The 13,623-nt window shown below is 36.4% G+C and carries 14 protein-coding genes, 1 tRNA gene and 1 pseudogene; 11 read left to right on the plus strand and 5 right to left on the minus strand.

Translation table 11 applies throughout. The annotated features are described in order from the left end of the window. The first annotated feature begins 46 nt into the window (after positions 1–46). The 5 genes from MZO21_RS07760 to dapC all read left to right on the plus strand — a co-directional run bounded on the left by MZO21_RS07760 (position 47) and on the right by dapC (position 6,375). Complete coding sequence (locus tag MZO21_RS07760) at positions 47–784, plus strand: AzlC family ABC transporter permease (protein ID WP_171501332.1); 738 nt, start codon at positions 47–49, stop codon at positions 782–784. Continuing rightward, positions 774–1,121, plus strand: coding sequence for an L-valine transporter subunit YgaH (ygaH, locus tag MZO21_RS07765; RefSeq protein WP_154773354.1), 348 nt, complete (start codon positions 774–776; stop codon positions 1,119–1,121). The genes MZO21_RS07760 and ygaH overlap by 11 nt, the downstream gene beginning before the upstream one ends. Positions 1,122–1,276: 155 nt before the next feature. Beyond that, the gene (purT, locus tag MZO21_RS07770) at positions 1,277–2,491 is read left to right on the plus strand and encodes a formate-dependent phosphoribosylglycinamide formyltransferase (protein WP_171501330.1); all 1,215 of its coding nucleotides are present in this window, start codon (positions 1,277–1,279) and stop codon (positions 2,489–2,491) included. A gap of 28 nt (positions 2,492–2,519) precedes the next feature. Then, entirely contained in the window at positions 2,520–5,186 is a 2,667-nt protein-coding gene (glnD, locus tag MZO21_RS07775; protein WP_154773352.1) for a [protein-PII] uridylyltransferase, read from the plus strand. A 19-nt stretch (positions 5,187–5,205) separates the two neighbouring features. Next, the gene (dapC, locus tag MZO21_RS07780; protein WP_154773351.1) at positions 5,206–6,375 is read left to right on the plus strand and encodes a succinyldiaminopimelate transaminase; all 1,170 of its coding nucleotides are present in this window, start codon (positions 5,206–5,208) and stop codon (positions 6,373–6,375) included. 33 nt (positions 6,376–6,408) lie between these two features. Here dapC and MZO21_RS07785 read toward each other — a convergent pair whose 3' ends face one another. Genes MZO21_RS07785 through msrB form a run of 3 tightly spaced genes read right to left on the minus strand, consistent with a single transcriptional unit; the run spans position 6,409 to position 7,803 of the window. Then, on the minus strand, positions 6,409–6,855 hold the full coding sequence (locus tag MZO21_RS07785; RefSeq protein WP_248102726.1) for an energy transducer TonB: 447 nt from the start codon (positions 6,853–6,855) through the stop codon (positions 6,409–6,411). Between the two features lie 52 nt (positions 6,856–6,907). After that, positions 6,908–7,387, minus strand: a complete 480-nt coding sequence (locus MZO21_RS07790) for a glutathione peroxidase (protein ID WP_154773349.1) — start codon at positions 7,385–7,387, stop codon at positions 6,908–6,910. Beyond that, positions 7,384–7,803 carry a peptide-methionine (R)-S-oxide reductase MsrB gene (gene msrB / locus MZO21_RS07795; protein ID WP_248102729.1) on the minus strand — a complete coding sequence of 140 codons (420 nt, stop codon included), beginning with the start codon at positions 7,801–7,803 and terminating at the stop codon, positions 7,384–7,386. Before msrB ends, MZO21_RS07790 begins: the two co-directional genes overlap by 4 nt. Positions 7,804–8,029: 226 nt before the next feature. On the opposite strand from msrB, the gene MZO21_RS07800 reads away from it, so the two are divergent. The 5 genes and pseudogenes from MZO21_RS07800 to gloB all read left to right on the plus strand — a co-directional run bounded on the left by MZO21_RS07800 (position 8,030) and on the right by gloB (position 12,506). Continuing rightward, on the plus strand, positions 8,030–9,460 hold the full coding sequence (locus MZO21_RS07800; RefSeq protein WP_154773347.1) for a pyridoxal phosphate-dependent aminotransferase: 1,431 nt from the start codon (positions 8,030–8,032) through the stop codon (positions 9,458–9,460). 193 nt (positions 9,461–9,653) lie between these two features. Beyond that, positions 9,654–10,712 (plus strand): asparaginase, encoded by a 1,059-nt coding sequence (locus tag MZO21_RS07805; RefSeq protein ID WP_154773346.1) that lies wholly within the window; start codon positions 9,654–9,656, stop codon positions 10,710–10,712. A gap of 100 nt (positions 10,713–10,812) precedes the next feature. Beyond that, a complete protein-coding gene (locus tag MZO21_RS07810; protein WP_152872730.1) occupies positions 10,813–11,217 on the plus strand; it encodes a transposase family protein in 405 nt (134 codons plus the stop codon). Positions 11,218–11,254: 37 nt separating this feature from the next. Next, a pseudogene (locus MZO21_RS07815) lies at positions 11,255–11,665 on the plus strand (transposase family protein); the annotation flags it as partial. Positions 11,666–11,774: 109 nt separating this feature from the next. Then, positions 11,775–12,506 (plus strand): hydroxyacylglutathione hydrolase, encoded by a 732-nt coding sequence (gene gloB, locus MZO21_RS07820; RefSeq protein WP_248104011.1) that lies wholly within the window; start codon positions 11,775–11,777, stop codon positions 12,504–12,506. An 11-nt stretch (positions 12,507–12,517) separates the two neighbouring features. Here the strand turns inward: gloB and MZO21_RS07825 are convergent, their stop codons facing one another. Beyond that, entirely contained in the window at positions 12,518–12,790 is a 273-nt protein-coding gene (locus MZO21_RS07825) for a hypothetical protein (protein WP_248104008.1), read from the minus strand. A 377-nt stretch (positions 12,791–13,167) separates the two neighbouring features. On the opposite strand from MZO21_RS07825, the gene MZO21_RS07830 reads away from it, so the two are divergent. Next, on the plus strand, positions 13,168–13,371 hold the full coding sequence (locus MZO21_RS07830; RefSeq protein WP_171501329.1) for a hypothetical protein: 204 nt from the start codon (positions 13,168–13,170) through the stop codon (positions 13,369–13,371). 161 nt (positions 13,372–13,532) lie between these two features. Here the strand turns inward: MZO21_RS07830 and MZO21_RS07835 are convergent. Beyond that, positions 13,533–13,617, minus strand: a tRNA-Leu gene (locus MZO21_RS07835). Positions 13,618–13,623 lie beyond the last annotated feature (6 nt).

Below are 13,623 nucleotides of genomic sequence, written 5' to 3' on the forward strand. Positions count from 1 at the left end.
TGTTTAATACTTTGTAAGGTGTAATGTGTCTTTGGGAAAAACAACAATTTTAAAACCCGCAGGATTTTGGCAAGGTGCTAAAGATAGCCAAGCCATTATTTTTACCTATCTTCCTGTTTCATTTGCATTTGGTGTTTCTGCTACGCAATTTGGCTTTACCGCGTGGGAAGCACTATTTCTGTCATGCTCTATGTATGCAGGTGCAAGTCAGTTTTTAGTTGTCGCACTTTTAGGAAGCGGAACATCTATTTGGATGACTGCCCTGACCGTTATTGCCTTAGATATTCGCCATCTTTTATATGGCCCAGCCTTACAAAACTTAATTCAAGATAAACTCAATTTAAAGAAAACAGCCATTTGGTCTTGGGGTTTAACAGACGAAGTTTTTGCTTCAGGTATGATTAAACTATCACAGCGTCGTCAAGAATGGTCTGAATCTTGGATGTTGGGTTTAAGTTTATTTAGTTGGATGTCTTGGGCTTTAGGTTCTTTTTTAGGTGGTTTATTTGCAGATCAAGTCAGTAACTTACCGCAATTTTTACAAGCCGCTTTAGATTTCTTACTACCTGCACTATTCCTTAGTTTCTTATTGGCAGCTTTTGAGCGTAAACATACATTTGTGGTTGCAATCACCATTATTGTTTCTGCAATTTCGTGTTATTTCATCGACCTTTCAGCAGCAATTTTTATTGGTATTACATCAGGTATTTTAGCTGGTTTATTTAAACACTATATTTTAAAGCAACCCGATGCAGCACTTGTAGGAGATCATCATGAGTCTTGAGATTATTCTTGTTGGTATTCTTGTTGGTATTGCGAACTTTATTTCTCGTTTTGGACCATTTTACGTTATTCAAAAACGCCAAGAAGGCTCACAAAAACGTGGTTCACTTTGGATTAAAATTGCCTTAGGTAGTATTGGTATTGCTGCTATTAGCTCAATGCTTGTGGTTGCAACATTGCCACCACTATTAGAAACCCCAAACAAAAGCTTTGCAATGCTTGTGGGCTTTACCGTACTTACAGGCTTATATTTCAAATTTAAGCAAATTGTACCCGCAACGCTAACGGCTGCCTTAGCATATGGCTTGGTTTATACATATTATCCAATGCCTTTTTAAATGCTTCTGAATTAAAAAAATCATATATTTTAAAGATGATATTGTTTAATAAACTTATAAAAAAAATTGTTAGACAATATCATTATTTTATGTGAATCCGCGCTTAATACTTGTTCTAGTTCTGCTATGCTAAAAGTCCATAAAATCAAGCATGGATGATTTACATGAGCGTGACTATTGGTACCCCACTTCAATCTTCTGCTGTTAAAGTTTTACTTTTAGGTTCTGGTGAACTGGGTAAAGAAGTGGTGATTTCACTACAACGATTAGGCGTAGAAGTACATGCAGCAGACCGCTATGACAATGCACCTGCAATGCAAGTCGCACATCATGCTTATACAATTAATATGGCAGATGCCGAAGAATTAAAAAAACTCATCCAGCAAGTAAAACCCCATTTAATTATTCCTGAAATTGAAGCAATTGCGACGGAAGTTCTTGTTGAAGTAGAAGAACAAAATATTGCAACAGTCATCCCTTCTGCTAAAGCTGTAAACCTCACAATGAACCGTGAAGGAATTCGTCGCCTTGCGGCAGAAGAACTTGGCTTACCTACTTCAGCTTACCGTTTTGCCAACACCTTAGAATCTTTCCGTGCTGCATGTGATGACATTGGTTATCCAAATTTTGTTAAGCCTGTAATGTCATCTTCAGGTAAAGGACAATCTCGCGTAAAAAGCTTTAGTGAAGTCGATGCTGCTTGGGAATATGCGCAAACAGGCGGTCGAGTGAATCAAGGTACGATTATTGTTGAATCACAAATTGATTTCGATTTTGAAATTACTTTATTAACAGTACGCTCTAAAAATCCAGAAACAGGTGTAATTGAGACTTCTTTCTGCGACCCAATTGGACATCTTCAAGATTCAGGCGATTATGTAGAAAGCTGGCAGCCTCAAGCCATGACGCCTGCCGCTTTAGAAGAAGCAAAACGCATTGCACATAAAGTGACTGCAGCCCTTGGTGGATGCGGGATTTTTGGCGTTGAGCTGTTTGTAAAAGCAGAAAAAGTATGGTTTAGTGAAGTATCTCCTCGCCCGCATGATACAGGCTTAGTTACGCTTGCTTCACAATTCCAAAGCGAATTTGAATTACATGCTCGTGCCATTTTAGGTTTACCTGTAAATACTGCTCGACATAGTGCCGCAGCAAGTGCTGTAATTTATGCAGGTGTTGATGACCACAATTTGTCTTTTTCTGGCTTAAATCTTGCTTTATCAAATCCTAATACAGACTTAAGATTATTTGGTAAACCAGAAGGCTTTAAACGTCGTCGTATGGGTGTTGCAACAGCTCGTGCAGAATCTACAGATCAAGCACGTGAACTTGCAAAAACCACAGCAAGTTTAGTCACTGTAAACAAAAATTAAGTTAGAGATACAACAACGGATACTGTTCATGATCAATACTTTACCTTTAGAAAATTACGTTAAAAGTAACCACGATATTAAAGCGATTAATCAATGGCGTTCAGACGTGGAAAATCAGCTTCAAGCGTATTTTGATCAAGGACAGTCTATCCGCGAAGTAATTCTTGCGCGTTCTAACTTAATTGATGAAGCACTGAAATTTTTATGGCAACATGCCGAACTTCAAACCACTAACTTAGGCTTATTTGCCGTAGGTGGTTATGGACGTCGTGAAATGTTGCCGTATTCAGATGTCGACATCATGATTCTATCTGAACAAGAAATTTCAACAGAACAAGAACAACTTATTTCGACGTTTATTTCATCTTTATGGGATGTCGGAAATTTTAAACCTGCTATTAGCGTTCGTACCATTCAAGATTGCGTAACTCAAGCAACAAATGACTTAACCGTTGCAACTGCGCTTATTGAAGCACGCCTCATTACAGGAAATGCACAATTAGCAAAATGGCCACGACGCATTGTTTCGCAGTCTTGGACAGATAAAACTTTTTTTGATGCCAAAATGGAAGAGCAAGCAAAACGCTATGCTCAACATAACCACACAGAAAGCAATTTAGAACCTGATATTAAAAATGCACCCGGTGGTATTCGAGACATTAACCAAATTGGTTGGATTGCAAAACGACATTTCCGTGTAAATCGTATTTACGATTTAGTGCATTTAGGTTTTATTTCAGAATTTGAACTCAGTGTTTTAGAAGAAGCTGAATGTTTCCTTTGGGAAATCCGTCATTATTTACACCTAATGACCAAACGAGATGAAAACCGTTTATTGTTCGATTATCAACGTGATATTGCAGCAATATTTGGCTATGAGCGTGCAGAAGATCAATCGGCAAATTATCCTATTGAACAATTCATGAAACGCTACTACAGAACAGCGCAGCAAGTTACAACGCTCAATGAAATACTTTTAGCTTATTTTAACGAATCTGTTATTACTCCTCGCTTGCCAGATTACGAACGTAAAATTGAAGAAATTAACGAAAATTTCAAAATTGTAGATGGTAAATTAGCGGTTCAACATCACAAAGTTTTCTCTGAAAACCCAAGTGCAATTTTAGAAATTTTCTATTTATTGGCAAATAGACCAAATATTGAAGGAATTCGAGCACGAACGTTAAGATTGCTCACACTTTCATCTAAATATATCGATCAAAATTTCCGAGATAATCCTGCACACCAAGCATTGTTTATGTCAATTATCCGATCTCCAGATCGTTTATACGAAACAATGAATGCAATGAAACGTTACGGCGTTTTAGGTAATTATATTCCTGCATTTGGGCAAATTATGGGGCTTATGCAATATGACCTGTTCCATATTTATACGGTAGATGCGCACACATTATTATTATTACGTAACTTAAATCGTTTTAAAGATCCTGAATTTACAAAGGATTTCCCTGTTGTAAGCTCTGTTTTCCAACGTCTTGCAAGACGTGACATTGTTTATCTTGCTGCCATTTTCCACGACATTGCAAAAGGTCGAGGTGGTGATCATAGTGAACTTGGCGCATCCGATGCCATTTCATTCTGCCGTGCACATGGCTTAACAGAACGTGAATGTAATTTAGTGGCTTGGTTGGTGAAAAACCATTTAGGTATGTCTGTTACAGCGCAAAAGCGTGATATTTCCGATCCTGACATCGTAAAACTTTTCGCTGAAAAAATGGGAGATATGGAGCACTTAGATTATTTATATGTGCTCACAGTTGCCGATATTAATGCAACAAATCCTACGCTCTGGAACACTTGGCGTGCCTCGCTCATGCGTCAACTTTATACTCACGCACGTGATGTTATTCGCTCAGGTTTAGGTCGCCCTGTCGATTATCAAATGCTTATTGAAGACACCAAATTTGAAGCAAGTGAATTATTAGTCAATGACTTTTCATTGTTTGATGTTGAAAAAGTTTGGCAAGAATTGGGCGATGAATATTTCCTAAAAGAATCTGCCGATGAAATTGCATGGCATACACGTGCAATTTTACAACATGGCGATAACGCATCACCACTTGTATTAATGCGTGCGCACCGTAAATATGCACAAGATGCTGTGCAAATCTTTATTTACACGCAAGATCAACCCAATCTTTTTGCAACAACGGTGGCAATTTTAGACCGCATGAATTTGGATGTTCAAGATGCCCGTATTATTACAGCAAGTACAGCATTCAGCTTAGATACTTATGTAGTGCTTGACCGATTTGGCACATTGCTCACAGACCCTGAGCGTGAAGAAACAGTGGTAGAGGCATTGGTTAAAGCACTTAGCCAGTCAGATAAATACCCTGGTTTAATGCAACGTCGAATTCCACGCCAATTACGTCACTTTGACATTGAAAATAAAGTCGAAATTACTTTCAATGAAGCACTCAATCAAAATATGGTTGAAATTGCGACACTCGATCATCCAGGTTTACTCGCTAAAGTTGGTGGTCTATTTATGATGCAAGGCTTAGATATTCATTCTGCAAAAATTGCGACCCTTGGTGAACGTGCGGAAGATATTTTCTATGTGACCAAAAAAGATAGCATCCCAATGACAGATGAAGAATCTCAAACTTTTGCTGCACAACTTAAAGCAGCACTAGACGAAGCTTCTCATCAAGTTTGTATACAACATTAATTTAATCGGTATTCGCTCCATGAACTCTAGTTTGTCTTTATTACACCCTTATCCATTTGAAAAATTAAATAAACTTTTTCAGGATGTAAAAACTGCCGATTTACCGTTAATTCCTCTGTCTATTGGTGAACCAAAACACCCTGCACCAGAATTTGTAAAACAAGCAATCATTGATAATTTTCACCATCTTTCTACCTATCCAAATAGCAAAGGCTTACCTGAATTACGTGAAAGTATTGCACAATGGTTAAGTCGTCGTTTTAAACTCAATAGCATTAGCGCAGAAACTCACGTACTCCCTGTTTCAGGTACACGTGAAGCGATCTTCTCTTTTGTTCAAGCTTTAGTAAAACGTGAAGATGCACCTTATGTAGTCATGCCAAATCCGTTTTATCAAATTTATGAAGGTGCAACACTACTTGCAGGCGCAAAGCCTTACTTCATCAATTGCACAGAAGAAAATAATTATTTAGGCGATTTTGATGCCGTTCCTGTCGAAGTTTGGGAAAAAACAGCGCTTCTTTTTGTATGCACACCGGGAAATCCGACAGGTGCTGTTCTTTCAAAAGAACAGTTGAAAAAGCTAATTGCACTTTCAGATAAATATAACTTTGTCATTGCATCTGACGAATGTTATTCAGAACTTTGGTTTGACGAAACACCTGTTGGATTACTTGAAGTTTGTGCTGAAATAGGACGTGATGACTACAAAAATTGCGTGGTTTTCCATTCACTTTCTAAGCGCTCAAACTTGCCAGGTATGCGTTCAGGTTTTGTTGCAGGCGATGCAAACTTACTTAAACCCTATTTGCAATATCGTACTTATCACGGTGCTGCAATGCCTGTACAACATCAACTTGCTTCTATTGCTGCTTGGGATGATGAAGCACACGTAGAAGAAAACCGTAAACTTTACCGTGCGAAATTTGAATTATTCCAAAATGAGTTAGGCCATTTACTTCCATTACAAAAACCAGATGCAGGTTTCTACTATTGGTTAAAAGTAGATAATGATGAAACTTTTGCTAAATTATTAATGGAAAAAGCGCATATTAAAGTTTTACCTGGTCGTTATTTATCTCGTGATACAGAGCAAGGAAATCCAGGTGAAAATCATGTACGTCTTGCATTGGTTGCAGATATTGCTCAATGCGAAGAAGTCGTAAAACGTCTTAAAGCGATTCTTTAAGCTGAAATAATACGCATTAAAAAACCACTGTTCTTACAGTGGTTTTTTAATTTCAAAATCATGTATCAACTGATAAGTAACGGTTTTATCAACATGTGGAATTTTACTTAAACGAGCCAGTTTTACAGCATCGAGTACTTTTATATCTATAACTTGAGAGCCTGAACTTTTTAGCACAACAGCATCTGCAATATAGCCAGTACTTGCAATCACCGTCATTTTTACTTTTATTGACGATTTATACGCTTTAAATTCTTGTGCTGTAATCTTAAATTGAGGATGGGATGCCCAATCTACCTCATACTCGTTTTTATATAATTTAGGATCAATTTTATAATCATCTTTGGGAACTTCATATTGAGCTTGTGGCGTTTCTAATGCTTTTAAAAGTTGCTCGTACTTGTCTTCAGCATAAACAGATGAAAAAGAAATGAATCCTCCCAAACTTAGGATTAGAAATACACGAGAAATATTTTGCATTATTCAACCACCAATAATTTAAGGCAATCTTTCGATTGCCTTATTGAATCATCTATTTCAACGCTTTTTCAATTTCCTCTTCCAACGCTTCAGGTTTTGTCGTTGGAGCAAATCGATCTAGCACAGTGCCATCTTTTCCAATGAGAAATTTCGTGAAATTCCACTTAATTCCATTACCTAAAACACCTTTGCTATTATTGGTTAAATAGCGAAATAGCACATGTGCTTCTGCACCTTTTACATCTACTTTGGCAAACATCGGAAATGTTACACCATAGTTTTTTTGGCAAAAACTTTCAATTTCTTCATTAGAACCAGGATCTTGCCCACCAAATTGGTTGCAAGGAAATCCTAAAATTAGAAATCCTTGATCTTTATATTTTTGGTAAAGCTTTTCTAGCCCCGAAAATTGTGGCGTAAAACCACATTTACTTGCTGTGTTAACAATCAATAAAACCTTGCCTTCATAGTCAGCAAAAGATTTATTTTGACCATTTAACAACTCAGCATCGAATTGATAAACATTTGTCATGGATAAGTATCCTCATCATTTTTTTCTTGTGTTTTTAATTCTAATGATGCCGAATTTACGCAATAGCGTAGTCCTGTCGGCTCTGGTCCATCTGGAAAAACATGCCCTAAATGCGCATCACAATGATGACAAAGAATTTCTGTTCTTAGCATGCCATGTGACGTATCTTCTTGTTCTTCAATTACAGAAGTCGTAATTGGCTTATAAAAGCTAGGCCAACCACAACCACTATCAAATTTAGTTTCTGAAGCAAATAATGCTTCACCACAACAACGGCAATAATAAGTCCCTTCTTGCTTAGTATTCCAATATTTACCCGTAAAAGGTGCTTCCGTGCCTTTTTGACGTGTTATACGAAATTCCTCAGGTGATAACTCTCTTTGCCATTCTCTGTCTGTTTTATTGAGTTTTCCCATGATTACGTACCTTTCCAACAAACTATTTTAAATAGGATAAACCTATATTTACGTGATTCATCTTTAAATTTCTAGTCTTTATTCAACATTTTACAAAAGATATAAAATCCTAAAAAGCAAAAAGTAAGCAAATAACCCAAATAAAGTAAGCAAATTTAGTAACAATCACTTTTTTGTAAGCAAAATTAGTGTTAATCTTGATCACATTCTTGTATAGGATACAAAAATGTCGCAAAAGAAAAGCGTTCTGTTTAAAAATCTATTGCCTGTGATCAAACAATATCAACAAGCAGGATTTACGCATGAAAAAATAGTGACCCTACTGAAAGATGAACACCATCTTGATTTAGTGAGCACAGAGACATTTAAAAGCTATTTATACCGTTATGCAAAAGTGACTACCACTCATTCCGAGAACATCAAAATGTCTAACACATTACAAACCCGTCGCGAAATTAAAAAATCATCTAAACTCGAGCACGTATGCTACGACATTCGCGGACCTGTGTTACGAGCGGCCAATGAGATGGAAGAAGCAGGTCACAAAATTATAAAATTAAATATTGGTAACCCTGCTCCTTTTGGTTTTGAAGCACCGCAAGAAATTATTAACGATGTTGCATTAAACCTACCAAATGCAGTTGGCTATACCGATTCAAAAGGTATTTTCCCTGCGCGCAAAGCCATTTGTCAGTACTACCAACAAAAAGGCATTTTAAATATGCATGTCAACGACGTGTATATTGGCAATGGTGTCTCTGAATTAATTGTAATGGCAATGCAAGGTTTATTGGACGATGGCGATGAAATGCTTGTTCCTATGCCTGACTATCCACTTTGGACAGCAGCAGTCAACTTATCTGGTGGTACAGCAATTCATTATAAATGTGATGAAGAAAATCACTGGTATCCTGATATTGTAGATATGGAAAGTAAAATCACACCAAGCACACGCGGTATTGTGATTATTAACCCAAACAACCCAACAGGTTCTGTATATCCACGCCACGTTTTAGAGCAAATTGTTGCACTTGCTAAAAAACACGACCTTATTTTGTTCGCAGATGAAATTTACGACAAAATTATTTACGATGGAATTGAACACGTTTCAGTTGCAGCACTTGCAGGCGATCAACTTTGTGTCTCTTTTAATGGTCTATCAAAAGCATATCGTATTGCAGGCTACCGCTCTGGTTGGATGGCAATTACAGGCGATAGATCACGTGCTTTAGACTACATTGAAGGTCTAGATATGTTGGCATCTATGCGCTTATGTGCAAACCATCAAGCACAATACGCAATTCAAACAGCGTTGGGTGGCTACCAATCCATTAATGACTTAATTCGTCCTGGCGGTCGTTTATACGAACAACGCAATATTGCATGGGAAATGCTAAACGAAATTCCAGGCGTGTCTTGTGTGAAGCCTGAAGGCGCAATGTATTGCTTCCCTAAACTTGATCCGAATGTTTACCCTATTCAAGATGACGAACAACTTATGCTTGATTTATTGAAAGCTGAAAAAGTTCTGCTTGTTCAAGGTACAGGTTTCAACTGGCCAACTCCAGATCATTTCCGTGTTGTGTTCTTACCTGCCGAAAATGAATTACGTGAAGCAATTACGCGCTTAGGTCGTTTCTTATCAAAAATGCGTTAATCATCATTTAAAAAAGATTAAGCCAAGTGTTCGCACTTGGCTTTTTTATTGCATTGCCTTTGATATCAATATTCATCATTTCAAATGATGATTATTAATTTGATATTTAGATTTGACTATATCCTGAATAGATTTCTTTCGTTAAGTTAATTGCTCAGGATGTTTTACAAATGACAACAAACAAGGAAATGTAATGAAAAAAACTTTTACCACCTTAGCGCTTTCTTTAAGCTTACTTATTCCAATTTCATCTTTTGCAAAAAACAATGTTGTCGTTGTTGCAACGGGCGGTACCATTGCAGGTGCTGGTGCAAGTTCAACCAATAGTGCAACCTATACAGCTGCCAAAGTTCCTGTTGATGATTTATTAAATGCTGTTCCGCAAATTCAGAATTTAGCCAATGTAACAGGTGTTCAAGCCCTCCAGATTGCCTCTGAAAGCATTACAGACAAAGAACTTTTAAGCATTGCACGCCAAGTAAATGACTTAGTGAAAAAGCCATCTGTGAATGGCGTTGTCATTACACATGGTACAGATACTGTAGAAGAAACTGCCTTTTTCCTCAGCCTCGTTATTAAAACAGATAAACCAATTGTGCTTGTCGCTTCTATGCGTCCACCTTCAGCGCTTTCAGCAGATGGCCCACTGAACTTATATAGTGCTGTTGCACTTGCAGCTTCAGATAGTGCAAAAGGTAAAGGCGTAATGATTCTAATGAATGATGGTATTTTTGCAGCACGTGATGTGACCAAATCTATTAACATTCATACAAATGCATTTACAAGCCAATGGGGTGCTTTAGGTACTCTTGTTGAAGGCAAACCATATTGGTTCCGTAATGTCGCAAAACGCTTCAATAATGCCTCAGAATTTAATATTGAAAACATTAAAGGTGATGCTTTACCACTTGTACAAATAGTTTATGGTTCAACAAATATGTTGCCTGATGCTTATCTTGCTTATCAAAAAGCAGGTGCAAAGGCGATTATTCATGCAGGTACAGGTAATGGCTCTGTAGCGAAATACATTGTACCTACACTTAATCAATTACAAGCAGATGGCGTACAAATTATCCGCTCATCACGTGTCCCGCATGGTTTTGTGTTACGTAATGCAGAACAACCAGATGATAAATACGGTTGGGTTGTTGCACATGACTTAAATCCACAAAAAGCAAAAATTCTAGCAGCCTTGGCTTTAACAAAAACCAAAGATGCAAAAGAAATTCAACGCATGTTCTGGGAATATTAATTTAATGATTCAATAGACTTCCGTCATAAATCAAAAACGTACAATTTATTTGATCTTAAATTAATCAGCAAAATTATTTAATCCAAGGGATAATCCTTGGATGAAATTCAAAGATATTCAAAAATTATCAGACGTTAAGTTTCGTAGGCTTACCGGTGTTAGTTGGGCTACATTTAACCTCATGTTGGCCGAGCTAAATAAGGAGTTACCTTGTCATATTGGTAAAGGACGACCACATAAATTACCGTTGGAAGATCGTTTGCTCTTATGTATAGAATATTGGAGAGAATATCGAACATTTTTCCATCTTGGTATGAGTTACGGTGTATCTGAAACGAGTGCAATTCGTATCACACGCGTTATTGAAGATACCTTAATCCGTTCTGGAAAATTTAACTTGCCAAAACAACTTCCTAATCGAGATGAAGTGGATTGGGAAGTTGTTGTGATTGATGCAACTGAAATATTAGTTCAACGTCCAAAAAAAACAGAAGAAATGGTATAGCGGTAAAAAAAAGCGACATACCTTTAAATTTCAGCTATCTATGCACTATACAACAGGTGAAATACTGAGTGTATGTGGAAGTCATGGAAGCATGCATGATTTTAAAATATTTAAAAAAAGCATGAGGAAATTAAAATTTAAGCCCTTTTTTATCGTTGATAAGGGGTATTTAGGGATAAAGAAATTGGGTTTTGGATGCCTCATGCCATCTAAAGCAAAGAAAACTGAAAAACTAGATTCTGAATTAAAAAAGTTAAATAAAGAGATTGGTCGTAGACGAATTCAAGTAGAGCATGTATTTGGAAGGATGAAATGTTTTAAGATTTTATCTTGTGTATATAGAAATCGTCGTAAACGATTAAACCTGCGGTTTAATTTACTTGCTGGCATATACAATTTAGATTGGGTGAAAGATAAACAATTAAATTGGTTGAAAAATGATTTATGAAGGAAGTCTAATAAAAATGCGCCTTTTATGGCGCATTTTTTTAATACACATACCATCTTTAAAAAGGTACTATTAATGCGAAGATATTTCTCAATTCTGGTGAGTGCATATGACCTATAAAGTTCATTTTATTGATGTTAAAAATCAGCTTCAGAACTATATATGGTTAATTGAACACACACCGTCACAAGAAATCATTTGTGTTGATCCTACTGATGCCAAGCTTGTAGAAAGCTTTTGCACAGAACATCAATTAACACTCTCTCAAATATGGCTAACACATTGGCATAAAGACCATATAGGCGGTGTTCCTGCATTATTAGCAGTTAGAAACATTCCTGTTTATGGCCCGCGTGATGAACTCAGTAAAATTCCTTTTATCACTCACCCACTTTCACATGAAAATCATTTTAAATTTCACGACTTGAAAATAGATATTATTGCTGTTCCTGGTCATACACTCGGACACATTATCTTTTTTGCAGATGCAATTGATAGCCTATTTTGTGGTGATACTTTATTTGCGATGGGTTGTGGACGCGTATTTGAAGGTACATTTGAGCAAATGTATCATTCACTTAATCGACTTTCTGCATTACCTCCACATACCAAAGTCTATTGCACACACGAATACACACTCTCCAATGCTAAATTTGCGTTACACGTAGAACCCAACAACCTAGAAATAAGTCAACGTGCACAAGAAATTGAAGATTTAAGACTGTTGAACAAATGTACGTTACCAAGCACCATTGAACTAGAACTTAAAACAAATCCTTTTTTAAGAGCTAATTCAGTCAGCGAGTTTCAAAAATTACGTGAGTTAAAAGATAATTTCTAACGTAAAAACAATTACAGAATTTGATGTGTTGCTGCAAATGCATCAAGTTCTGCTTGTGTAACGACACGCACACAATTCATCTCATCAACACGCACCAGCAATAAGCCACCTAAAGCAGGCTGATAACGTCTTGCACTACCAAATGGCGTATACGAAACTTTAGATTGCTCAGAAAATACTAACCAGTCTTCATGACCAATAAATACAGCTACAGGAACTTGACCTTGTTTTTGCATTTTTTCAATAGTTTGAGTTACGTATACTTCTATTGTTTGTTCAGTCATAGTGAATATCTAAGTCGAAGATTGAGTTAAATATTAATAGAAATTTCATTGTTTTACATAAGTTCAGCTTTCTTATGCTTATATTCCAACCAACTATTCTTCAATACTAACGCCCCACATTGAATGTTTACAAAATATTTCCACTTTACACAAAATAACTTTTATATTCCCAATCTCAATAATTAATATATTTATTATTCATATTAAATTTCAATAATTTATTTCATGTTTTATTTTTCAATATGTAGAAAATGTCCTTAATTTTTCGGTTTAGATATAAAGAAAAATCTACATATTTAAAAATTATTTAATTTTATCCTTTAAAAAATTCGAACTATCCCTATTATTATATTTAGGGATAAACAAGGAGCTTTCTCGTGAAAAAAGTTGTTAAGGCAAAAAATTTAATTGCATTTCGTATTTGGTTAGAAAAGTTAGGCTATTCAGTCAAAAACTTAACAGATAACCGTGGTTTTACATTTAGCTTTAAAAAAGAATATGGTTTAGTGACTTGTGAACTTGCAGGTAATGCCCTTGCAGTTCAATTAGGTGAGGAGTTTGAAGACCACTTAAAAGCTTAGTGTAAAACTTAAGTCCTTACTCGATAAAGTGAAAACGGATTTTCATGTGCCCATTTTTTAATGGGCATTTTTATACCTAAAATTTTATTTCATTTATAATTCTATATTTACTAAATTTCAGGCAATAAAAAAGCAAGGACAATACCTTGCTTTAATATTGATGGTGGGGACGGAGAGACTCGAACTCTCACACCTCGCGGCGCTGGAACCTAAATCCAGTGCGTCTACCAATTTCGCCACGTCCCCATCATA

The sequence above is a fragment of the Acinetobacter portensis genome (assembly GCF_023158935.1).
Lineage (GTDB): Bacteria > Pseudomonadota > Gammaproteobacteria > Pseudomonadales > Moraxellaceae > Acinetobacter > Acinetobacter faecalis.